Source organism: Bacillus arachidis, assembly GCF_030285945.1.
Lineage (GTDB): Bacteria > Bacillota > Bacilli > Bacillales > Bacillaceae_G > Bacillus_A > Bacillus_A arachidis.
Genome location: NZ_CP127376.1, coordinates 3,991,632 through 4,016,046 on the forward strand (window position 1 = coordinate 3,991,632; position 24,415 = coordinate 4,016,046).

Annotated in this window: 22 protein-coding genes; 3 read left to right on the plus strand and 19 right to left on the minus strand. The window is 37.8% G+C overall.

Annotation, left to right across the window (positions count from 1 at the left end; genetic code table 11):
• Window positions 1–37: 37 nt before the first annotated feature.
• From QRY57_RS22185 to sdhC, 4 genes are all read right to left on the minus strand, one after another.
• Complete coding sequence (locus QRY57_RS22185; RefSeq protein ID WP_090687732.1) at window positions 38–484, minus strand: acyl-CoA thioesterase; 447 nt, start codon at window positions 482–484, stop codon at window positions 38–40.
• Between the two features lie 275 nt (window positions 485–759).
• The gene (sdhB, locus tag QRY57_RS22190; protein WP_286016108.1) at window positions 760–1,521 is read right to left on the minus strand and encodes a succinate dehydrogenase iron-sulfur subunit; all 762 of its coding nucleotides are present in this window, start codon (window positions 1,519–1,521) and stop codon (window positions 760–762) included.
• Complete coding sequence (gene sdhA, locus QRY57_RS22195; protein ID WP_090687737.1) at window positions 1,514–3,307, minus strand: succinate dehydrogenase flavoprotein subunit; 1,794 nt, start codon at window positions 3,305–3,307, stop codon at window positions 1,514–1,516. Before sdhA ends, sdhB begins: the two co-directional genes overlap by 8 nt.
• 13 nt (window positions 3,308–3,320) lie before the next feature.
• Entirely contained in the window at window positions 3,321–3,947 is a 627-nt protein-coding gene (sdhC, locus tag QRY57_RS22200; RefSeq protein ID WP_026593567.1) for a succinate dehydrogenase cytochrome B558, read from the minus strand.
• A gap of 311 nt (window positions 3,948–4,258) precedes the next feature.
• On the opposite strand from sdhC, the gene QRY57_RS22205 reads away from it, so the two are divergent.
• A complete protein-coding gene (locus tag QRY57_RS22205; protein WP_026593568.1) occupies window positions 4,259–4,708 on the plus strand; it encodes a YslB family protein in 450 nt (149 codons plus the stop codon).
• 123 nt (window positions 4,709–4,831) lie between these two features.
• On the opposite strand, the gene uvrC is transcribed toward QRY57_RS22205, so the two are convergent.
• The 15 genes from uvrC to QRY57_RS22280 all read right to left on the minus strand — a co-directional run bounded on the left by uvrC (window position 4,832) and on the right by QRY57_RS22280 (window position 20,871).
• On the minus strand, window positions 4,832–6,616 hold the full coding sequence (gene uvrC / locus QRY57_RS22210) for an excinuclease ABC subunit C (protein WP_286016109.1): 1,785 nt from the start codon (window positions 6,614–6,616) through the stop codon (window positions 4,832–4,834).
• A 15-nt stretch (window positions 6,617–6,631) separates the two neighbouring features.
• Window positions 6,632–8,041 (minus strand): hypothetical protein, encoded by a 1,410-nt coding sequence (locus QRY57_RS22215; RefSeq protein ID WP_349775681.1) that lies wholly within the window; start codon window positions 8,039–8,041, stop codon window positions 6,632–6,634.
• A gap of 48 nt (window positions 8,042–8,089) precedes the next feature.
• Window positions 8,090–8,995, minus strand: a complete 906-nt coding sequence (locus QRY57_RS22220; protein ID WP_026593571.1) for an FTR1 family iron permease — start codon at window positions 8,993–8,995, stop codon at window positions 8,090–8,092.
• 18 nt (window positions 8,996–9,013) lie between these two features.
• Window positions 9,014–9,769: a hypothetical protein gene (locus QRY57_RS22225; protein ID WP_286016111.1), complete on the minus strand. Its 756-nt coding sequence runs from the start codon at window positions 9,767–9,769 to the stop codon at window positions 9,014–9,016.
• A 63-nt stretch (window positions 9,770–9,832) separates the two neighbouring features.
• Window positions 9,833–10,579 carry a glycosyltransferase family 2 protein gene (locus QRY57_RS22230; protein WP_286016112.1) on the minus strand — a complete coding sequence of 249 codons (747 nt, stop codon included), beginning with the start codon at window positions 10,577–10,579 and terminating at the stop codon, window positions 9,833–9,835.
• Window positions 10,576–12,051, minus strand: coding sequence for an alkaline phosphatase family protein (locus QRY57_RS22235; protein ID WP_286016113.1), 1,476 nt, complete (start codon window positions 12,049–12,051; stop codon window positions 10,576–10,578). Before QRY57_RS22235 ends, QRY57_RS22230 begins: the two co-directional genes overlap by 4 nt.
• Window positions 12,039–12,917, minus strand: a complete 879-nt coding sequence (locus QRY57_RS22240; RefSeq protein WP_349775665.1) for a lysylphosphatidylglycerol synthase transmembrane domain-containing protein — start codon at window positions 12,915–12,917, stop codon at window positions 12,039–12,041. Before QRY57_RS22240 ends, QRY57_RS22235 begins: the two co-directional genes overlap by 13 nt.
• A gap of 16 nt (window positions 12,918–12,933) precedes the next feature.
• Window positions 12,934–13,881, minus strand: coding sequence for an SDR family NAD(P)-dependent oxidoreductase (locus tag QRY57_RS22245; RefSeq protein WP_286016115.1), 948 nt, complete (start codon window positions 13,879–13,881; stop codon window positions 12,934–12,936).
• Between the two features lie 86 nt (window positions 13,882–13,967).
• Window positions 13,968–15,140, minus strand: coding sequence for a hypothetical protein (locus QRY57_RS22250; protein ID WP_286016116.1), 1,173 nt, complete (start codon window positions 15,138–15,140; stop codon window positions 13,968–13,970).
• Between the two features lie 169 nt (window positions 15,141–15,309).
• Window positions 15,310–15,624 carry a thioredoxin gene (trxA, locus tag QRY57_RS22255; RefSeq protein WP_026593578.1) on the minus strand — a complete coding sequence of 105 codons (315 nt, stop codon included), beginning with the start codon at window positions 15,622–15,624 and terminating at the stop codon, window positions 15,310–15,312.
• Between the two features lie 209 nt (window positions 15,625–15,833).
• The gene (etfA, locus tag QRY57_RS22260) at window positions 15,834–16,811 is read right to left on the minus strand and encodes an electron transfer flavoprotein subunit alpha (RefSeq protein ID WP_286016117.1); all 978 of its coding nucleotides are present in this window, start codon (window positions 16,809–16,811) and stop codon (window positions 15,834–15,836) included.
• A 36-nt stretch (window positions 16,812–16,847) separates the two neighbouring features.
• Window positions 16,848–17,621 (minus strand): electron transfer flavoprotein subunit beta, encoded by a 774-nt coding sequence (etfB, locus tag QRY57_RS22265; protein WP_026593580.1) that lies wholly within the window; start codon window positions 17,619–17,621, stop codon window positions 16,848–16,850.
• Between the two features lie 78 nt (window positions 17,622–17,699).
• Window positions 17,700–18,476 carry an enoyl-CoA hydratase gene (locus QRY57_RS22270; RefSeq protein ID WP_286016118.1) on the minus strand — a complete coding sequence of 259 codons (777 nt, stop codon included), beginning with the start codon at window positions 18,474–18,476 and terminating at the stop codon, window positions 17,700–17,702.
• An 11-nt stretch (window positions 18,477–18,487) separates the two neighbouring features.
• Window positions 18,488–19,075 (minus strand): fatty acid metabolism transcriptional regulator FadR, encoded by a 588-nt coding sequence (gene fadR / locus QRY57_RS22275; RefSeq protein WP_026593582.1) that lies wholly within the window; start codon window positions 19,073–19,075, stop codon window positions 18,488–18,490.
• A 110-nt stretch (window positions 19,076–19,185) separates the two neighbouring features.
• Window positions 19,186–20,871: a long-chain-fatty-acid--CoA ligase gene (locus tag QRY57_RS22280; RefSeq protein ID WP_286016119.1), complete on the minus strand. Its 1,686-nt coding sequence runs from the start codon at window positions 20,869–20,871 to the stop codon at window positions 19,186–19,188.
• Between the two features lie 370 nt (window positions 20,872–21,241).
• Here QRY57_RS22280 and QRY57_RS22285 point away from each other — a divergent pair, with 370 nt between their 5' ends.
• Window positions 21,242–22,216 (plus strand): ABC transporter substrate-binding protein, encoded by a 975-nt coding sequence (locus QRY57_RS22285; protein ID WP_026593584.1) that lies wholly within the window; start codon window positions 21,242–21,244, stop codon window positions 22,214–22,216.
• A 7-nt stretch (window positions 22,217–22,223) separates the two neighbouring features.
• Entirely contained in the window at window positions 22,224–24,260 is a 2,037-nt protein-coding gene (fhuB, locus tag QRY57_RS22290; RefSeq protein WP_286016120.1) for a Fe(3+)-hydroxamate ABC transporter permease FhuB, read from the plus strand.
• The last annotated feature ends 155 nt before the right edge of the window (window positions 24,261–24,415 follow it).

The window sequence follows — 24,415 nt, forward strand, 5'->3', positions numbered from 1 at the left end:
TTATTTTTATATGTGTCTACTCAATTCACATCTCACTTTATTGTAGTAACTTTTGTTTCCATTCTTGGGGCCAAGGCATCCCTTTTCCCGTTTTCTTTGAGGCTTGCACCATTGCCCCGCGCCCTACCAAACAAACTTCTCCCGCCTCATTTTTTACCATATAGTGTAAATCTAAAGAAGAATTCCCAACTGTTTCAGCTTTTATATATACCTTTAAATGTTCATCGAAGAAAATTTGTTTCAAGAAATTACATTGTAAGTCAGCGACAACAATCATTGTTTCTGATGCTTCATGTGTCCATTCTTGCATAAAACCAAGCTCTTTAAAAAACTCGATACGTGCTTCTTCAAAATATGTAAAAGCAACGCCATTATTCATATGTCCAAACATATCTGTTTCACAAAAACGAACTTTAATAGGAATATAAAATGAAAAATCCTGTTCCCATTTCTCAAAACCTTCAATGTAAGAAATCTTCTTCATGCCTTTCTCTCCTTTTTCTTTTATTCTAATAAGTAACACAGTATATTTCAGAATAAACAAAAAATTAAAGCGGTATAAATTCATATATATTCGTTTTGATCTTCCAACATATCAGTCGCTGCTATAAATAACAAAAAAGCCATCACCCATTTTTCAATCCAAATCGCTTCTATGCATGATTGGATCCTCTCTCTCCTAAAAGAAAGGTCTAATGTTTGTTTTCAATTTATACTTTATATAAATATTGCCTCTTCGATTCGAAGAGGCAATATTTATTAATAGTTATTGTCGCTACCAAAGAAGTCTTTAAACGACTGAATTGTTGTATCACGGTTTAATGCTGCAATTGAAGTTGTTAATGGAATACCTTTCGGACATGATTGCACACAGTTTTGTGAGTTACCACAGTTCGCAAGGCCGCCATCACCCATAATTGCACGTAAGCGTTCTGCTTTATGCATTTCACCAGTTGGATGTGAATTGAACAAGCGAGCTTGTGAAAGCGGTGCTGGTCCGATAAAGTCAGATTTACTGTTTACGTTCGGACATGATTCTAAGCAAACACCACATGTCATACATTTTGAAAGTTCATATGCCCATTGACGCTTTTTCTCTGGCATTCTTGGTCCTGGTCCTAAGTCATACGTACCATCAATTGGAACCCAAGCTTTCACACGTTTTAAAGCATCAAACATACGGCTACGATCAACTTGTAAATCACGCACTACCGGGAATGTCTTCATCGGTTTGATACGAACTGGTTGTTCTAATTTATCGATAAGCGCTGTACATGATTGACGCGGTTTACCGTTAATTACCATAGAACAAGCACCACATACTTCTTCTAAACAGTTCATATCCCACGCAACAGGAGTTGTATGGTTTCCTTTTGCATCGACAGGATTACGACGAATTTCCATAAGAGCCGAAATAATATTCATATTTGGACGATATGGAATTTCAAACTCCTGATCAAACGGTTGCGCATCTGGTCCATCTTGCCGTGTAATGATGAGGCGGATTGTTTTCTCAGACATGTTGTTTATCCCCCTTCTCTTCACCCTTAGCAGCTACATCATGTTTGGAAGAATAGTCACGCTTACGTGGTTTGATTAATGAAACATCAACGTCTTCGTAATGGAATGCTGGTGCATTTCCTTCTCCTTCAAACTTCGCCATTGTCGTTTTTAAGAAGTTCGCATCATCACGATTTGGGAATTCTGGTTTATAATGTGCACCGCGGCTTTCATTACGGTTATATGCACCAATTGTAATAACACGAGCTAATTCAAACATGTTTGCCAGTTGGCGTGTAAACGAAGCACCTTGGTTACTCCATTTTGCTGTATCATTAATGTTAATGCGCTTATAACGCTCCATTAACTCTACGATTTTCGCATCTGTTTCTAATAGCTTTTTATTTTCACGAACTACTGTTACGTTATCTGTCATCCATTCTCCAAGCTCTTTATGCAGAACATATGCATTTTCATTACCATCTAACGTTAAAATATTGTTAAATTTCTCTGTTTCGATTAGCTCATTTTGCTCATAAGTAGCTGATGAAACAGCATCAGATGACTTTGAAAGACCTTTCATATATTCAATCGCGTTTGGTCCTGCTACCATACCGCCATAAATCGCTGATAATAATGAGTTCGCACCTAATCGGTTACCACCGTGCATAGAGTAATCACACTCACCTGCTGCAAATAAACCTGGAATACTTGTCATTTGCTTATAATCAACCCATAGTCCGCCCATTGAATAATGAACAGCTGGGAAGATTTTCATCGGTAGTTTACGAGGATCATCACCTGTGAACTTTTCATAGATTTCAATAATTCCACCAAGTTTAATATCTAGTTCTTTCGGATCTTTATGAGAAAGATCTAGATATACCATGTTTTCACCATTAATACCTAGTTTTTGCTCAACACACACGTCAAAAATTTCACGCGTTGCGATATCACGAGGCACAAGATTTCCGTATGCAGGGTATTTCTCTTCTAAGAAGTACCAAGGCTTACCGTCTTTATACGTCCAAACGCGTCCACCCTCACCACGTGCAGATTCGCTCATTAGACGTAACTTATCGTCCCCAGGAATTGCTGTTGGGTGAATTTGAATGAACTCACCATTCGCATAATATGCACCTTGTTGATATACAGCAGATGCTGCTGTACCTGTGTTGATAATAGAGTTTGTTGATTTTCCAAAGATGATACCAGGGCCCCCTGTTGCCATAATCACAGCATCAGCTCGGAAACTTTTAATCTCCATAGTTTGTAAGTCTTGTGCAACGATTCCGCGGCATACACCTTCATCATCGATAACAGCTCGTAAGAAATCCCAACCCTCATATTTTGTTACAAGTCCTGCTACTTCATGACGACGTACTTGCTCATCTAATGCGTACAATAATTGTTGACCAGTTGTTGCACCGGCGAATGCTGTACGATGATGTTGTGTTCCTCCAAAGCGGCGGAAATCAAGAAGTCCTTCTTCTGTGCGGTTAAACATAACACCCATACGGTCCATTAAATGAATAATACCAGGTGCTGCTTCACACATTGCTTTAACTGGTGGTTGGTTCGCTAGGAAGTCACCACCATAAATTGTATCGTCAAAGTGGATCCACGGGGAATCCCCTTCACCTTTTGTATTTACGGCACCGTTAATACCACCTTGTGCACATACAGAATGCGAACGTTTTACTGGTACTAAAGAGAACAGTTCCACGTTTACTCCTGCTTCTGCTGCCTTAATCGTTGCCATTAAGCCGGCTAATCCACCACCGACTACTATAAGTTTCCCTTTCATGCTCTCCCACTCCTTACTGATTTGCTAGCTGTGGATCGATGAACGCTAATAATGCACTCACACCTACATAAGATAAACCTAAGAAAATAGCTAATGTTACATAAGTAGAGATACGTTGTGAACGTGGCGATACTGTAATTCCCCAGCTAATGCAGAATGTCCATAGTCCATTTGCAAAGTGGAAAATTGTTGATACAACACCAACTAAATAGAAGCCAAACATAGCTGGATTACCTAAAATATCTGCCATCATATCATAATTTACCTGTTCTCCTAATGCTGCTTGAATACGAGTTTGCCAAACGTGCCAAGCTATGAAAATCAGCGTGATGATACCTGAAATTCGTTGGAAAACGAACATCCAGTTACGGAAATAACTATAAGATGTCGCATTGTTCTTAGCTGTAAATGCAATATATAATCCATATATAGCATGGTACAGTATCGGTAAAAAGATGACAAAAATTTCTAGCGCATACCGGAATGGAAGGAGCTCCATAAAATGAGCAGCTTTGTTAAAAGCCTCTGCTCCTCTTGTTGCAAAATTGTTTACTACTAAATGTTGCGTCAAAAAGACACCAACCGGGATGACTCCCATTAATGAGTGCCACTTGCGAAACGTATACTCGCGGCCTTTCATGTCCCCATTACCCCCCTTGAATGTTTAACTGCTGCTTTCAGATTAGTTTATAACAATAATGTTTTTTCACTATTGCTATAAGAAAAACTGAAAAAATTATTCGAAATATTTCAGCATAATTTGATACCAAATTCATTTTACTCCTATTTTTGTCGAAGCGTCAAGAAAACGTATACATAATTTGTACATAATTTGCATATAATTTGCCGATTCTTTTTTTCTTCCTATATATTCAGATTTTCTCAAAGAAAGTTCTGTTTTTATAAATGGGAAATGTTATATAATAATTTCTATAGAAAGAGGGGAATATTGTGAGCAAAAATACAATTGATATAGCATCTTTAGAAGATGTTTCATTGAACGCCTTCGCTTATGAACTGCTGCGTGAAGAAGTACTACCTGACTTAATTGGAAAAGAATTAGATGACATTTTATACTGGGCTGGTAGAAACCTAGCACGAAAATATCCGCTAGAGACAATTGAAGAAGTCATTCACTTTTTTGAAAAAGCTGGCTGGGGCCGTTTGAACATTATCGAGCATAAACGTCGCGAAATGCATTTTCAACTAACAAGCCCGCTCATTGCAGAGCGTCAAAAGCAAAGTAGACATTCTTCCTACCAATTAGAAACTGGATTTGTTGCAGAACAAATTCAAAAGCAACGAAATGTTGTTGCAGAGTCATATGAAGAGCAAAAAAAACGTTCGGATTCAATCACATTCCTTGTAAAATGGGACGTAAAAGATCCTGTTGAAGTGTAGAATCCACATTAACAGTCAACTAGACATATAGGTTTAGTTGACTTTTTCACTTTTGTATATTCATTCACTTTTGATCATTTTTAATCTTCTGAAATTATATCAAACAATAGAAGACATTGTAAACTACAACGTCTTCTTATTTGTTAAATAGGAATAAATGGTTTCTGCAACATTTTGCGGCATTCCGGCTTCGACAAATTCTGTCACAGTAGCTTCTTTCATTTTTTTTAACGAACCAAAATGTTTTAACAATACCTTTTTCCGTTTTTCTCCTACTCCAGGAATCCCATCTAAGGCAGATTGAATAACAGATTTCCCGTGAAGCTGACGATGGAACGTAATCGCAAATCGGTGTACTTCATCTTGAATACGCTGTAATAAATAAAATTCTTGGCTATTCCTTTCAAGGATAACAGGTTCAGGAGGGTCACCAATTATTAAGTGCGATGTACGGTGCTTATCATCCTTAACAAGTCCAGCCATTGGGATATATAATCCAAGTTCATTTTCAAGCACATCACTAGCAGCTGCAAGGTGTCCTTTCCCACCATCAATCACAATTAAATCCGGTAGTGGTAAATTCTCTTTCAATGCACGAGTATATCGGCGGCGTACAACCTCTCGCATCGATTCATAATCATCTGACCCTTGAACTGTCTTTATCTTATATTTTCGATACTCTTTTTTCGTTGGTTTTCCATCAATAAAGACAATCATTGCTGAAACTGGATTCGTCCCTTGGATATTTGAGTTATCAAATGCTTCAATACGATACGGCGTTTCAATATCAAGTTTCTTACCTAAATTTTCAACCGCTTTAATCGTCCGCTCTTCATCACGCTCAATTAAATAAAACTTCTCTCCTAAAGCAATCTTCGCATTCTTATTTGCTAATTCAACGAGTTCTTTTTTCTTTCCGCGTTTCGGCTGCGTTACATCCACCTCTAAAAAACGCTCTACTAATTCAGGATCAATACTTCCTGGTACTACAATTTCTTTTGGTTTAAAATGATTGTTTTGTTCATAAAATTGACCGATAAATGTTAAAAATCCTTCTTCAGGCTCATCATAAATTGGAAACATAGAGACATCGCGCTCGATTAACTTACCTTTTCGAACAAAGAAAACTTGCACGCACATCCAACCTTTATCAACCGCATAACCAAACACATCACGGTCAACTAAGTCGCTCATAATCATCTTCTGCTTTTCCATAATCGCATCCATATGGGCAATTTGATCTCTTAATTCTTTTGCACGTTCAAACTCTAATTTTTCCGATGCTTCATACATTTTCTTTTCCAATTCTGAACGAACTTCTTTATGTCCACCGTTTAAAAACTTAACAATTTCATCAACAATTTCTTGATTTTTTTCATCGGTTACCTCTTTTACACAAGGTGCTAAACATTGTCCCATATGATAATATAAACAAACTTTATCCGGCATGTTTGCGCACTTACGGAGCGGATACATGCGGTCTAACAGCTTTTTCGTTTCATGAGCTGACTGCGCATTTGGATACGGACCAAAATACTTCCCTTTATCCTTTTTTACATTTCTCGTAATAAGCAAACGTGGCTGTTTTTCAGCTGTAATTTTAATAAATGGATATGTTTTATCGTCCTTTAATTGAATATTATATTTTGGATCATATTTTTTAATTAAATTTAATTCTAAAATGAGCGCCTCCAAATTCGAGGAGGTAACAATATATTCAAAATCAACAATTTCTCCAACAAGACGGAGTGTCTTTCCATCATGTGATCCAGTAAAATACGAGCGCACACGATTTTTGAGCACCTTTGCCTTCCCGACATATATAACTGTTCCTTGCCTATCTTTCATTAAGTAACAACCTGGTTGATCTGGTAAAATCGCTAATTTTTCTTTTAAATGCTCGTGCACTCGCTTTCTCCTCTCTCATTTTTTCCACTTATATAACACTATTTTATGATAAATAGGATCAAATAATGGATTAGAACGAAAGACAGCTACTTGTTCCATCCGTCCTTTTATATCGATCCCTTGCTTTTGGAATCCTTCAATAAGATGATTTGTAACATATATCGTATCATTTTTATGATATTTTTTGTCCTGTAAAAAATAGTCATATGTGTAGAAACGTTTATGTTCATACGGCATCTGCAAGTATTCCATAACCCTCGTCTCTTCCCACGTGTATACAATAAATGGCTGCTCTTTGCCCTCTAAATAGGATGCAAGCTGATACGTCGCCGGTACCTCCACTTGTTGTTCTTTCATAAGCGGTATACTCACTATAAATTGGCTTGTTGCAAATAACAGCAATACAATACCACGATGTTTTTTCAACCACGAAATAGCAAGTACGCAAAGGAACATCGCTACAATCGGATACGAATGACGGGGTTTATCAATATTTTGTCCAAGTAAATTCCAAAGAAAATAAAAACTTCCAATAGCGATTAAAGCCTTGGGATAGCAACGTATGTTCTTCCATTGTAAAACAAATAGAAACAAAAAGAAAAGAAAGAAACCTGTCAGATAGTAGGAGTGTATACCTATTCCTGCAAAAACAATGTTTTCGGAAAATAAACGGAAGAGACGTGAAATAAGTGGTTCACCCGTTTCTGTAACCGCTCCGCCCCACTCAGTAAAATGGCCTTCTACAAATCCGAAAGAAATTTTCCACAATCCCGTTATTCCACCAATGTTCCAAATAAGAGCATAAACCCAAACTAGCTGTGACAGAACAGTTGTACAAAATAAGATTATAAACCGCCATTTTTCTTCATGCCATTGCTGCCATAATAACAAAACAAGTGCTATCCCAAATGGTGCATATGATAAGCGTATACCCATTAATAGCGCAAAAAAGATGACTGGCCAAAATTGAGCTTGAAAATTCTTTGTACGAAAAGCTCGTTCTATACTCCATATATACCACCATACGATTGCTAATGCTGCGCCCTCTGACATAGGCTGCACTATTAAAAGAGAGAAATAACCGCTCGTTTGTAAAACAGCTACAACAATAAGAGCGCCCGTTTTACTTACATAATGGCGCGCAAGCCAATACATCGGAAAAGCTGCGCCGAGTGCCATGATGGCATTAAAAACCCCTAACGATTGCACAGGGTTTTCTATAAAAACATGCGTTATCATTCCCCCTAAAATAAAAAAAGGATAACCTGGAAAATGGGGCTGCATCGCTAATATGTCGTATTGCTTTAATGCAAGCGTAAAATCGACTTCGTCCCACGTCGCCGCAAACGGGCTCACATAGAAAAATCGAATACAAATCGCACTAGTAAACAGAATAACTGCCCATATACGTAATATTTGTTTCATCATATTTCCTTTCTGCAAAAAAAGTACAAGGAAAACTCCTTGTACTTTTTAGCTTACTGATTTATTTTCTTCGATCACTGCTTGCTTTTTTTTAACAGGTTTTTTAAAGATGATTAACATATATAACACAACAAAATATCCAATATACACGAGCACCTCTTCAAGAGATGGCATCGATGAATATCCTAAAAAGGCTTTCAAGAAAATACCAATATCACCGGAAAGAAGTGGTGCAGTACCATGGTCACGCAAATAGTGAGCATAATCAATTGGATGTTCTGGTAATAACCATGTAATATCGTATACATGTGGCATAACGCTGCCGAGTATTTTTAAATCCTGAAGCATGGCAACACCCTGTACAAGAAGACCAGCTGCAATTAAAACGATAAATGCGCCTGTTACTTTAAAGAATACTTTAAGTGAAATACGCATCGTCCCTTTAAAGAATAGGTAACTAACACCAGCTGCAACGAGCAAGCCTGTAATAGCTCCCCAGCCTTGCATCGCCGCTCCAATATTTCCACCTGTAATAGCCGCGAAGAAAAATACTGTTTCAACACCTTCTCGAAGTACAACAAGAAACGAATGCACGACCATTCCAATTATGTTTCCTGTTGTAATATACTTACTCATTTTATTTTCCATATTTGCTTGCATATTTTTACTATGTTCCGCCATCCAAAATACCATTTGTGTAAGTAAAATGGCCGAAATAAAAATAATAGATATCTTCAAATACATTTCGCTACCCATAGCAGCAAAACCAGTAAACACAACTTGGAAGACAAGAGCGACAATATAACTCGCTACAACCGCAAGCCCTGCTCCTAACCAAACATATTTCACAAACTGCTTACTATCTGTACGCTTTAAATATGTTGTAATAATCCCAACAATAAGCAACGCTTCTAATACTTCACGAAATGTAATGAGAAATGCCTGAAGCTGCATCGCTCTTCCTCCTCATCCTTACTTACGTTTTCTCACAGCATATACAATGACCCCAACAAGTATAAGTACAATGACTACAATTGGAGCCCAGTTTTTCAAGTTACTTAAATCTGTCCATTCTGTTTTACCTGTGTTCTCTGAAGCTTCTTCTTTTCCGCTCGCATCAAAGTGCCCCACTTTAAAATCTTTAATTTTAAACTCTTTTTGTAAACTTGTTAAAATCACATCTTTACTTTTCTTGAAAGCATCATGATTTGCTTCCTTTTGACCTACTCCAAATAATCCTGGGTTTCCTAATGAATCTAATGCTTTATTAAATTCATCTTTTACCTTTGTATCTAACTCTTTATTTCGTTCACCAACAACTGGCGATAACGCTTCATATGTAGCGAATGCTTTTGCTAATAAACGCTTACTTGTATCATAGTCTTTAAATTTCTCATCAACATTTGTTAAACGACGATTAATATTAAGCGCAAGAATTTTTTGCATATCAGCAATAATATCTTCTTTATTTTGTTTATCAAAGTCCTTCATCATTGCTTTAGAAGGTTCTTTTCCCATGTGCTGATCAATTTCTTCTTGTACATTTTCATATGCTTTTTTCGCTTCATTAAAGTTTGCCGGATTTTCATCTAGCTTTGTAACCATTTGTTTATATGCTTCAGCAACTTTTTCTTCGTTCGGATTTCCATACGAATAAGCAAATGCACTTGTTTGAATTGAGAATATTAAGAAAATACTAACAAATAATGACATAATGATTTTTTTCACGAAAGTTCCTCCCGAGTTAATGATAATTATTATCATTTTTATTGTCAAGATAAGAAAGGCCCGTTATGAGCATTTCTTATCTTCTATTAATACATGTGCAGCATAGTCAATCGTAACTTTCTCTACCGGACGTGTCATTTCTTTCCAAATCGCTGGAAATACACGCGTCATATACTTCCGAAAAGAGATGAACGACTCTCCTGTTTCTCGCACTTTATACGTAATCGGAACTTCCTGTACTCGAAACCCTTTTCGTACTAAATTCAAAGTAATAACTTGAGCATAGTTATAATCGTGAATAATTTCTCCATGCTCCATTGCTTGTCTAGAAAAGGCTCGCATACCGGATTGCCCATCTCGAATCCACTTCCTTAGTAACAAACATTGCAACATCGTAAAGCAGTAATTCCCAAGACGTCGATGTAATCTCATTCCTCGAATTGTTCCGCGAAAACGAGAACCCATCGTATAATCTGCTTCTCCTGCAAAAATAGGCTCCAGTACATTCGGAATTTCATCAGCTGGGTATTCATCATCAGCATCAATCATTACACTAATATCAGCACCAAGTCGATAACTCTCCTGCAAACCTGCTCGGACAGCTGCACCAAGTCCGCCGTTTTTTGCAAAAGAAACGATATGTTCCGCCCCCGCTTCTTTTGCAACAGCTACGGTCCGATCCGTTGATCCATCATCGATGACAAGTACTTCTACCGTTACATTTGGATGAAAATGACGCGGCACCTTTTGAATGACATGCGCAATAGAATCCTCTTCATTTAAGGCTGGTATAAAAACAATTACTTTCATTTCTGTTCCTGCTCCTTTAACGCTTCTACTAATACAGGTCCACGACTATGGGATGGATACGGCGCTCCTAACAAGTATGCAATTGTAGGTGCTATAGAAACAAGACTTTTCTTCTCTTCTACTTTTATACCTTGAGCAATATGAGGACCGTACATAAAGAATGGTACAAACCGCTCGCCCTCGTCTAAATGACCATGACCACCAATTCCATCCGCTTGCCCATGGTCTGCGCAAATAATGAACGTCGTATTTTCTGCTTTTCCTGTTTTCTCTAAATGCTCAATAAACCGCTTCACATGCTGATCTGCTTCATGAATCTTTTGTAAATATTCATCATATAACACGCCGCGGCTATGACCTGTTTGATCTGTAGAAATTAGCTGGACGATAAATAAATCAGGATCTTGTTCATCCATAACCTTTCTTGCTTTCTCCATAATTTTCGAGTCAACAACATCATTTTTCATTACAGCCGTAAATGTTTCCACATCATCGCCAAATGCATCGACTAGATGCGCAACCGCCAACATTTTCCCTGTTTTATCTACTTTACGAAGAGAATCAAAAATACTCTCTACATTCACTCCATGCTTCCAAACCATATTCGATTTAATACCATGCTCAAATGGATACGTTCCTGTAAACATAGAGGAGAAACATACAACCGTACGAGCTGGATATACCGTTTCCATATTTAAAAACTCGGTCCCTTGTTTTCGAAGTGAATCTAAATACGGTGTATGCGCCGCCTCAAAACGATCTTTTCGCATACCGTCAATCACAATCACGACTACTTTTTCATTTAATGCCTTTTCATTCTCAGGCATATTTTGCGTATAAGTAGGAATTGCTTTCGGCTGCCAATCAAATAAATTACGATGCAATATAAGTGTATATACGAGAAGAGCACCGTAAAATATAAGAAGCGTTTTCCAATCTACACCACTAAATGTACCGTCTTCTCGGAAGAACTCGTAGTAGTAATACCAAAGCGACAGTAATAGTAAAAACTTTGGCATTTGTTCTTGTGCATTCCCACTTGTAGAATCACTATTTTTTAACACAAGTTTCCAAAATCGTGTAAAGTTCAACCATGATGTCCCAATCCGCAGATGATAATATAATGTTCCCCAAAATAAAATTGTAAAGAAGAAATATAATCCCAATGCCAAAAAGAATAATGGTAAATGAACTACCTTAAATACAATTAAATAGGCGATAAACGGAAACCATAAATAATTTCGTAAAAACAATGGAAAATCAAACAAATAATATAAAACAAGTAAAGGTACAATGAGGACAAAACTGCTAAAAAATGCTGGAATAAAACCAGGTTGTCCAAACTGCGAGATGGAAAACAATAAAAATGTGCCGAATACAAAAATCGGTGTAAATGGTTTCCCTTCATTCAGCAAGTTCCAGCAGCGGGCCGCTACCTTTTCAAATTTTGATGCCTTTTTCACTTCTTCCACCGGATGTTTTCCCCCTTCGGACTAACAAGTGAGCGCAATTCCATTGGGTATAAAACGAGTAAAAGTGCGCCCACACCATAAGAAAATATAAACTTAAATCCATGACTCATTAATGACCATTCATACGCCTCGACCGATTCTACCCCAAGCGCTCTTAACGCAAACGTCATTACCGTTTCATATGTCCCAATACCGCCTGGCGTTAATTGAAATACTTGCCCCGCGATGGTCACGCTATTGACCCAAATCGCTTGTATAAATGTAAGAGAACTCGCAATTTCATATATAACAAAAGCTTCGCAAATCCAGCTTATTACAATCAGCAAGATAATGATGATCCCTTGTATTGTAAACAAACCTGCCTTTAATTGCTTCCACTGATTCTCTACAAATTGCGGTGCTTTCTTATGCACAAGAAACAACATACCAATTCCAATACATATACAAGCAAGGATAACGGGAGCATTTAACAAAATATCTCCCCACAGTATAAACATCCCTACGGCTCCAAATATACCAAGGATAAGCAAATCTAATATACGGAGCACAACAACTGATTGTGTCGCTTCTCCTAATGTCACTTTCTTTTCTTTTGTAATAATCGCAATGCGAATAGCGTCCCCTACTTTCAAAGGAGAAACATGATTAATAAACAAACTATAAAACAATCCATATAAAGACTCTTTCATTGTAATATGATGGTGAAGATATAACTTCCATGCATAAGCACGAAAGAAAAATGCAACACCATATATCATGATAAGAAGCACTACCGCACCAGGATGTTTCCATAATCCATATAGTTGTTTCCACAAAGAAGACGCTTCAAACGATTTCCACGATATGACAAAGAAAACACATAACAAAAAAATACCACAAAGATTAAACAGTATCCGGATATTGTTTCGCCCAAGCAATCGTTCGCTCCAACCCTTCTGCAAAAGATACACGCGGCTCATATCCTAGCTGTTCTTTCGCCTTTGAAATATCAGCCCATGTCGATGTCACATCCCCTTTACGATGCGCCTCTCTCCTTACACGCATCAATGGGAAATGCTTCTCTAACTGCGCAAGTAATTCTGTCATTAAAATGGGTTCATTCGATCCTAGATTGTACACATCACTTTTATTCGACTCTAACGTAAGAGCAATTCCTTCCGTAATATCATCAATGTACGTGTAATCTCGGCCTGTTCCCTTTCCGTATACAACAATTTCTTCTCCATTTAGCAATTTTCGAATAAAGCTCGCTATTGCCATATCAGGACGCCCCCATGGACCATATACAGTAAAGAAACGCAAAATATTTAGTTGAAACCCATACATATATTGATAAGCATGACAAAGCGATTCCGCTCCGTATTTTGATGCTGCATAAGGAGATAAAACTCGACCATTTGCCATTTCCTCCTGCAAAGGCATTCCCATTTTCTCTCCGTACACGGAAGAAGAGGATGCCACGATGACATGTTTTATATTTTCTTCTCCCGCACATGCTAATACATTACTCGTCCCTTTTATATTAATATCAACATAAGCACCTGGCATCTCCAGCGACGGTCTCACCCCTGGAAATCCAGCTAGATGAATTACTGCATCAACCTTTTCTTGCTGCATAACAGCTTTCACATCTTCTTTATGCAAAATATCGCACTCGTAAAATGGGACAGTTCCATATCGCTGCACTTGTTCAAGCTGAAACTGTTTTCTTGATTTTGCATAATAGGAGTGGAAGTTATCAAGTAGTACAACTTGCTTTCCTTGTCCTAACAATTTCAAAGCAAGATGGCTTCCGATAAACCCTGCTCCTCCAGTAATTAATACTTTCATTCATTTCACCACCCTCTACCACACTATGTAAAAGAAGAAACCCTGTCAAGACAAGGTTTCTTCCAAAAGACATACGTATGAGCAGATTATTTCGCTGCTTCAACAGCTTTATTTAACGCAGCCTCAAGTTGTGGTAACAATTTATCAGCATCTTCTTTCTTCTTCGCTTTTACTGCTTCTAAATAAGATTGAGCTGTTTTTGTTAATTCTACTGTTTGCTGTTCGCCAAGTACTGTTTTCAAATCATTTTCAATGATATTAATGAATAACGCACCTTCTAATGCTGTAATAGGACCTTTATCTTTTCCAAAGTTCTCCTGGCTTTCTTTATACTCACCTAATGCAACTTTTGCAAATCCACGTACAAACGCTTGATTTACCGCTTTTGCATCAACTGTTTTCACATCAGTTTTTAAATCAAACTGCTTTAAGATAAAGTCTGCATCTTCAGGAGCTGCTTTTTTCATATACGGATAAATTGCTTGATAAAATGCCCATCCTTCTGCTTGTTCAATTTTAGCTTTTTTCTCATCTTTCTTTACTTCTTCTACCATTTTTGTAGCATAACCATTCGGCACTGCACCTGTTGCAAAATAGAACGTTTTCATTAACGTTTTATCTACAACTTGTTTTCCAAGCGCAAATGCAAGTTTGTCATCCTTTTCAATTGCAGCTGTCATTTCATCAAAGCCGCCTTTAATTTGAGAAGCCATTTGTGTACCGTATGCCGTATCACGTTTCCCAACTGTACCTTCTACACCTTTATAAAAAGCTAGAGCTTCATCCATTTCTTTTTTCACAACATCTTTTTTGCCCCAGTTTGTATCAATTTCTTTAAATTCGTGGCGCATCGATTGGAAAAACTCTTTTTGCATTAATTTATCAAATAGTTGTTTTACAACCATAGGTTCCATTTCTTTCTTTTTCCCAGCTTCTAATGCAGCTGTAATTGTTTGATCGATTTGTTCATTAAATTCACCATCACACTTTTGAACAAGAGATTGTAATTTATCTTTATATAACTTTGTTACTTTATCGAAGTCAACCTCTTTGCCATCTTTCGCTTTTTCAAGTTCAGCTACTCCATCTTTGTAAGCTTGTACAAAATCTACTTCTTGTTGTTTTGTCTCTTCTTTTTTAACAGATTGTTCTGTTTTTTTATCTTGTGCTTCAGACTTTTTTGTTTCCTCTTTCGCACAGCCTGCAAAAAGAAGAGATGCTACTGCTGCTGCAGATAATACTTTTAACTTTAATGTCATGGATTACTTCCCCCTACGCCCTTAAGTGATAGTGATTTTCATTGTCGTCAGATTGATTATAAGAGCGCTTACGATAAGTGTCAACATAAATATTGTATCCGTTGTCATATTTTCAGGTGGTAATTTGAACCAATAAAAAAAGCCCAGCATTTATGCTGGACTTTACAAATTAGAAGTGTTTAGAAACTAATTCTACTAACGCTTCTTTTGGTTTGTATCCTAACGCTTGGTCAACCACTTTACCATCTTTTAATACGAAAAGAGATGGAATGCTCATTACTTCAAATTGACGAGCAGTTTCTTGGTTTTCATCAACGTCTACTTTTACGACTTTTACTTTATCGCTTAATTCTGCATCGATTTCCTCTAGTACAGGAGCGATCATTTTACAAGGGCCACACCATGGTGCCCAGAAATCTAATAATACAATACCTTCGCTTGTTTCAGCTGCGAAGTTTTGGTCAGTTGCGTTTACAATTGCCATTTTATTTCCTCCTTCAAGTGTATTCTACCAAAAGTATATCACTAACTTATATACGTGGCGAATATTATGTATCGTTATGTATTGTAACAAAAAAATGTACCTTTATACTATACAAAAATATAAGGTATATGCTAAAAAACGAGAGGCAGGGGACCTCTCGCTTTTCTATATATAGGGGTATTTCACTTGGAACTCAAGGGTTACTCAAATTAAGAATGTACTTTTAACTTTTTAAACTCTTCTGTTAATAAAGGAACCACTTCGAATAAGTCGCCAACAATACCATAATCAGCTACTTTGAAAATACTTGCTTCTGGATCTTTATTAATTGCAACAATTACTTTTGAATTAGACATACCTGCTAAATGCTGAATCGCACCAGAAATACCGCATGCAATATATAAGTCTGGCGTAACCACTTTACCTGTTTGTCCAATTTGTAATGAGTAATCGCAATACTCTGCATCACAAGCACCACGTGATGCCCCAACAGCGCCACCTAGTACGTCTGCTAATTCTTTTAACGGTTTAAAACCGTCTTCACTTTTCACTCCGCGTCCGCCAGCAATAATAACTTTCGCTTCTGAAAGGTCTACACCCTCTGCTGTTTTACGCACAACATCTTGAATGATTGTACGTAAATCTTTCACATCAACTGTAATAGAAGACACATCACCTGTACGCGCTTCATCTTTTTCAAGTGGCTTAATGTTATTTGGACGAACTGTCGCAAATAGAATGCCATCTGTTACAATCTTTTTCTCAAACGCTTTACCAGAATAAATCGGGCGTGTGAAGACAACATTTCCACCTGTAACTTCTAATGCAGTTACATCAGAAACAAGACCAGCTTCAAGTTTAGCAGCTAACTTTGGTGATAAATCTTTGCCAAGTGCTGTATGTCCAAAGACAATACCTTCTGGCTTCTCTTCGCCATACACAGCTAAAAATGCTTGTGCATAGCCATCAGATGTATATGATTTTAACTTTTCATTTTCAACTGTCACAACGCGATCTGCACCGTAATGAATCAATTCATTTGCAAATGATGCAACGCTTTCTCCAATTAGAAGGCCAACCACTTCACCGCCTTCTGCAATTGTTTTCGCTGCTGCTACCGCTTCAAATGAAACGTTACGTAGTGATCCGTCACGAACTTCACCCATTACTAATACTTTACGAGCCATAGATTTTCCCTCCTGCATATATAATTTCGTATTTTATTAGATTACTTTCGCTTCTGTATGGAGCAACGATACAAGTTCTTTTACTTGATCTTGCAGCTCGCCTTGTAACACTTTTCCAGCATCTTTCTTAGGAGGCAAATAGATTTCGATTGTTTTTGTTTTTGCTTCTACATCATCTTCCTCTAAATCTAAATCATCTAATTCTAGTTCTTCAAGCGGCTTTTTCTTCGCTTTCATAATACCTGGAAGCGATGGATAACGCGGTTCATTTAAACCTTGTTGCGCTGTTACTAAAAGTGGTAGCGATGTTTCAATCACTTCCGTATCCCCTTCAACATCGCGCTCAATTTTCACGCTTGTGCCGTTAATTTCAAGCTTTGTAATTGTAGTTACATATGGAATATTTAGTGCATCCGCTACGCGTGGTCCAACTTGTCCAGATGCACCATCAATCGCTACATTTCCACCTAAAATTAAATCTACTTCTTTATCTTTTAAATATTCTGCAAGCACTTTTGCTGTTGTAAATTGGTCACCATTCTCAACATCATCTTCAATATTGATTAATACCGCTTTATCACAGCCCATCGCTAGCGCAGTACGAAGTTCTTTTTCACTGTCTTCGCCGCCAACTGTTACAACCGTAATTTCCCCACCTTGTGCGTCTCTCACTTGAATCGCTTCTTCAATCGCATATTCATCGTAAGGGTTGATGATGAATTCCGCTTCGCCATCATAAATTGCACCGTTTTTAATTACAATTTTCTCTTCTGTATCAAATGTTCGTTTCATGAGTACGTAGATGTTCATTCCATTTACCCCCTTGTTTTTCAGAAAGATTCTATCAATTTTAATATTCTGTTAATTTATGTTAAAAAATAATTTGAACTACCTACCACTAAATGAAGGTTTGCGTTTTTCTAAGAATGCCGCTACCCCTTCTCTTCCATCTTCACTCGTAAACACTTCACCAAATATTTGTGCCTCACGCTGCACACCTTCATAATAATGAGATGATTTTGTTGTTTGTAACAACTCTAACACAGCACGAGTTGTCGCTGGGCTTTTTCCAGCAATTTGCTTTGCAATTTTGAGAGTCTCTTCTAAAAGTGTTTCTTCTGAAAACACGCCGTTAACAAGTCCAAATTCTAATGCTTGTGCACCTGTAATTGGTGTACTTGTTAGCATCATTTCACAAGCCTTTGCTTTGCCAACATAACGTGGCAGACGCTGTGTACCTGCAAAGCCAGGAATAAGTCCAAGCGTTAGCTCTGGTAACCCAAGCTTTGCACTCTCAGTTGCAAAGCGCATGTGGCAAGACATAGCGAATTCAAGGCCACCGCCAAGTGCCGCTCCATGAATTGCCGCAATGACTGGTTTTGAGCACTTTTCAACACGCTCAAACGTAACTTGTCCAAGCTGTGCTAGCTCCGTTGCTTGTTTTGCTTCCTCAACAGAAGTAAACTCTTTAATATCTGCTCCTGCTGAGAAGAAGCGCCCTTCCCCATGAAGAACAACAACGCGGACATTTTCATCCTTTTCGACTTGATCAATTAACTCAGTAACGTCATGCATCACTTGTGAAGACATAGCGTTAGCTGGCGGATGATTCAATGTCGCCACCGCGATATAGTCTTCTACTGTTACAGATAGAAATTTCAACATGATCCCTCCCATTATTGACGGTAACCACAAGCTGAAATAAGCAGTCCATGTACCGTTTTTGAAAGTGCGACCAAATTATATTTATGATCGCTCATTACCCAATTGGTCACAACTTCATCTACTGTTCCAAAGATCATTTGCCTTGCTATGCGAACATTTAAATCCGCCCTAAATTCTCCTTGTCTTATACCCGTTTCCAAAATTTCATCGATGACCTGTAAGTATCCTTTTAATACTTCATTTATTTTGAGGCGTAACTCTTGGTTGGATTGACGAAGTTCTAGTTGCGTGACAATAGCAAGAGGATCATTTTGCGACAACAGCAAGAAGTGCGTTTCTACCAACATAAATAACTTCTCTACAGCGCTTTCAATTCCTGCTGTTTTTTGACGAATTGTTTCTATAAATTCTCCCATCTTCTCTTGAAATAAGGATATTAATATATCTTCTTTATTTTTAAAATATAAATAAATGGTTCCATCAGCTACACCAGCTTGCTTCGCAATTTTAGAAACTTGCGCTTGATGGTATCCATTTTCTGCAATCACAATAACCGCAGCATCTATAATTTGGTTATATTTTGGTCGATTTTTTTTCACTTTACTGTCTCCTTCAAGAAGATGAATGACTGAATGAATAATCATTCACATCTCAATAATACTGACTATTTAAAAAATTGTCAATCCTATATTTCAAAAAAGAAAGGGCCTTAGCCCGTCTTCTCACCCTCTTTCTTCTTTTGTTCTTCATCTATAAGGACACGGCGTAAAATCTTTCCTACTGTTGTTTTTGGTAACTCACTTCGAAACTCATATACTTTTGGAACTTTATAAGCAGCCAAATATTTACGAGCAAACTGATCTAACTCTTCTTCAGAACAAACTTCCCCTTGTTTTAGCACAACAAAAGCTTTCACAGTCTCCCCTCGATATGGATCTGGGACACCAATCGTAATCACTTCTTGCACTTTTTCATGCTCATATAATACTTCTTCCACTTCTCGCGGATAAACATTGAAACCGCTGGCAACAATCATGTCTTTTTTGCGATCCTTCACATAGAAAAATCCATCTTCGTCCATATAGCCAACGTCACCTGTGTGTAACCACCCATCCTGTAATACCGCCGCTGTTTCCTCAGGCTTATTCCAGTACCCTTTCATAACTTGCGGGCCCTTCACTACAATTTCACCAATCTCACCTGCTGGTAAATATTCTCCTGTTTCAAGCGACATAATGCGTGCTTCCGTATCTGGCCACGGAACACCAATACTTCCCGGTACACGCTTCTCCCATAAGAAATTGCCATGTGTGACTGGAGATGATTCCGTGAGTCCATACCCTTCTACTAACTTCCCTCCTGTAACCCTCTCAAATTTCTCTTGCACTTCTACTGGAAGCGGTGCAGAACCACTAATACAAGCACGAATGGAAGAAATATCATATTCATTAAGAAGTGGGCTATTTAAAAGGGCAATATAAATTGTCGGAGCCCCTGGAAATAGTGTAACCTTATGTTTTTTAATTGCTTCAAACACCATTTTCATATCAAACTTCGGAACTAGCACCATTTTATACCCTTGCATAATGGCTAAATTCATTACAGCTGTCATCCCATACACATGGAAAAACGGAAGGACACCAAGAATAACTTCTTCTCCCTCTATACAGTTATATAACCAATGCACGCCCATCAGTGTATTTGATACAAGATTTTTATGCGTTAACATAACTCCTTTCGGAAAACCTGTCGTACCTCCCGTATATTGTAAGAGTGCTAAATCACTTTCAGGGTCACACGGCACTTCTACCATTTCATCACTTTCTTTTTCTATCGATTTCCAAACATGAATCGTATCACTTTCCTTTACTTTCACAACAAGATTCGTTTGCTTCTTTTGTACGAAGGGATAAAGTAAGTTTTTGGGAAACGGTAAAAAATCTGCAATGCGGGTTACAATAACGTGCTCCACCTTTGTAGCAGACTGAACATTGGTGACTTTCGGAAAGACTAGGTCAACACAAAGAATAACCTTCGCTCCAGAATCATGGAGTTGATATTCTAACTCCCTCTCCGTATACAGGGGATTTGTTTGTACCACTATACCACCTATAAGTAACGTACCATAATATCCAATCACAGCTTGCGGGCAATTTGGTAACATAATCGCAACTCGGTCACCTTTTTTCACACCAAGCTTACGAAGATAATTTGCAAATTGATTCACCTTACGACTCAGCTCTGAAAATGTAATATCCTTCCCTAAAAAATGAAGCGCTTTCTTTTCTGGATACCGAGAAGACATCTCTTGTAAATATACATGGAGCGGCCTAATATCGTAAGAAATTGTGTGTGGAATTTCCTCTGGATAAATTTGTAACCAAGGTTTTTCCATCCTCATTCCTCCTTCCTGTTCTTACACGAATAAAATGAATGTCCATTCATGATGATTGTTTTCATTATATTACAGTCATAATTGCGTTACAATCATAATATTCTGACTTTTGATCGACTATTCCACAACACACAGAATAATGTCGTTCCATTCCTTATACTTCTCCTGTTTTTCTTAGAAATTCATATTTTAAAAGCTTTATAGCAAAAAAGATATACCCTAATGTTCTAAAGAGTATTTTTTGTCAGAATAGAAAGAAAAAGATTGACACTTCTAAACCCCTCATAGTATGATTTCCGTGTTGATAGTGATAATCTTTTTCAATTACACAGGTTATCGCATCGTAAAATACTTTCTTTGGGGGAAAAAAATGAAAAAAGTCGTTAGCATTCTTATGGTTATTCTTCTATTCGTTGTCGGATGCGGACAGCAAAAAGAAGAGAAAAAGGAAACAAAAACAGATGACAAAAAACAAGCGATTACAATTAAACACGCTGAAGGTGAAACAAAGTTAGATAAACCAGCAAAAAAAGTTGTTGTGCTTGAGTGGGTATATGCAGAAGATTTATTAGCACTTGGCGTTCAACCTGTCGGGATGGCTGATATTAAGAACTATAATAAATTGGTAAACACAGAAACAAAACCAAATAAAGATGTGGTAGATGTAGGTACACGTCAACAACCAAACTTAGAAGAAATTAACCGCTTAAAACCGGATTTAATTATTACAGCTTCATTCCGTAGTAAAGCGATTAAAAATGAGTTAGAACAAATTGCACCAACAATTATGTTTGACCCATCAACAAGCAATAACGATCATTTTGCAGAAATGACAGAAACATTTAAGCAAATCGCAAAAGCAGTTGGAAAAGAAGAGCAAGGTAAAAAAGTATTAGCAGATATGGACAAAACATTTGCTGACGCAAAAGCAAAAATTGATAAAGCAAACTTAAAAGATAAAAACATCGTAATGACACAATCCTTTACAGCAAAAAATGTTCCAACATTCCGTCTGTTAACAGACAATTCTACAGCGGTACAAATTACGAAAAAGTTAGGTTTAACAAATGCATTTGAACCTGGTAAATCTGAACCAGACGGCTTCAAACAAACAACTGTAGAAGCACTACAAGGTGTACAAGATGCAAACTTCTTATACATCGTAGCTGATGACGATAACATTTTCGATAAACAGCTAAAAGGGAACCCAGCATGGGAAGAATTGAAATTCAAAAAAGAAAATAAAATGTATAAATTAAAAGGTGACACTTGGATTTTCGGTGGCCCTGAATCTGCAAAATCATTAGCAAAACAAGTTGCAGATGTAATGACAGCGAAGAAGTGATTGCATAATGAATAACTTACAGCATACACTTCGAGCAAGTCTTGTATTCGGAGGAGGAGCAGCTCTCTTGCTCCTCCTTTTCTTTATTCATATCGGACAAGGACAAGCAAATATTTCTTACAGTATGATTATGGATGCTCTCTTTTCTCCAAATCAATCTCTTGAGCATCAAACATTAATTATGCTGCGGTTGCCACGGGCTGCCATTGCTATTTTAGCTGGTGGTGCTCTAGCTGTATCAGGGGTTATTTTACAAACTTTAACGAAAAATCCACTGGCTGAAGCAAGTACAATGGGGATCCATTCAGGGGCGTATTTCTTTCTAGTCGCCGCCACTATTTTTTTACCGAAATACTTACAAGTACACTCTCTCCTTTTTACATTTATCGGAGGAGCGATAACGGCTTTGTTCGTATATCGTATTTCTGGTGGTAAAAAAGGAACCCCCCTACGCATGGCATTAGCCGGTATGGTTGTGACACTAATGCTTTCTGCCTTTACCGGAACAATGCAACTTTTTTATGAAAACGAAACAGCTGGTCTATTCTTATGGGGGGCAGGATCACTTGTACAAAATAACTGGGATGGTGTTCAATTTGCGGTGCCATTTGTTGTTTGTGCCTTTTTGGTTGTACTGTTTATGTCACGTAAACTAAATGTGCTTCTTTTAGGTGATGATGTTGCTGTTTCACTTGGAGAAAAAACAGAAGTAACGCGTTTTATCGCTTTTATTGCAGCTATTTTTTTAACAGCAGTCGTTGTAACAGTTGTTGGACCAATTGGTTTTGTTGGCTTAGTTGCACCGCATCTAATGCGTCTGATTGGCTATCGACAACATCTCCCGTTGCTTCTCTCCTCTTTCTTATGGGGAGCTATTTTATTACTTGGAGCAGATGTCGTTGGTAGATTAATAGACCCAACTGGTGCTGAACTTCCTGTAGGTGCTGTTACTGCAATAATTGGTTCACCGTGGCTTATTTACTTAGTTTATCGCATGATGAAATCAAAACAATATATGAGCGATAATGGAGCAAACGCAGCCGGTGCTAGCTCAAAATATTTCTCTTATAAAAAAGTCATCTGCATTTCGATCGTTCTTTGTATTGTAACCGTTGCACTTGGTGTTACACTTGGCAGTAATGCTTATATCGAAAACATAATCAATGTAATAACAGGGCAGCTGACCCAATTTGATAAAAATATGATGATGAACCTTCGTTTACCAAGGATGCTCGTCGCTGCTGTTGCCGGAGCATGCCTTGCCATAAGCGGACTAGTCTTTCAAGGAATACTACGAAATCCGCTTGCGGATCCATCTATCATTGGTATTTCATCTGGAGCAGGTGTCGGTGCTTTAACAATTATGTATGTCTTCCCTGCACTTCCAGGAGTTTTCTTACCAATCGGTGCATTCATTGGTGGACTATTTGCAGTTGGAGTTGTCCTCTTCTTTTCATGGAAGTCAGGACTTAACCCAACAGCCCTTGCATTAATTGGAATCGGCGTATCAGCACTCGGTTCTGCCATTATTCAAATCTTTATCGTGAGGGCAAACTTGAACGTAGCTGCTGCATTAACTTGGTTATCAGGCAGTACCTATGCAAGAGGGTGGAATCACTTAGAAAATATAATTTTATATCCCTCTCTTATTCTCGTACCAACGATATTCTTCTTAATGAAACAGCTTGATGTTCTCATACTTGGAGATGACTTAGCAACAGGACTTGGACAACGTGTAGACAAAACACGTTTCGCACTTATTATCCTAGCAACGTTGCTCGCCTCAGTGAACATTGCTGCCGTTGGTACAATCGCTTTCTTAGGACTCGTTGCACCGCACTTAGCGCGCATCGTTGTCGGGATGAATCATCAAAAATTATTTGTTTGTTCAGCGCTATTTGGAGCTATCCTTCTTTGCATCGCTGACTTACTTGGACGAACCATTGTCTATCCGAAAGAGATTCCTTCTGGGCTAGTAGTCGCTGTCCTTGGTGCTCCTTATTTCTTGTGGTTAATGAGAAAAAGCGGGAAGAAAGTTAGTTGAAAAATGCAAGCTTCTTTTATTTAGAAGCTTGCGTTTTTTATGTCATGGCAAATTTCAGTGCGGCATAAATTAACATACGCTTTATAAAACAAATATAATACGCTCATAGTATATTATATAAAAGATACTTCTTTTACTTCATCACCACTCTGTGC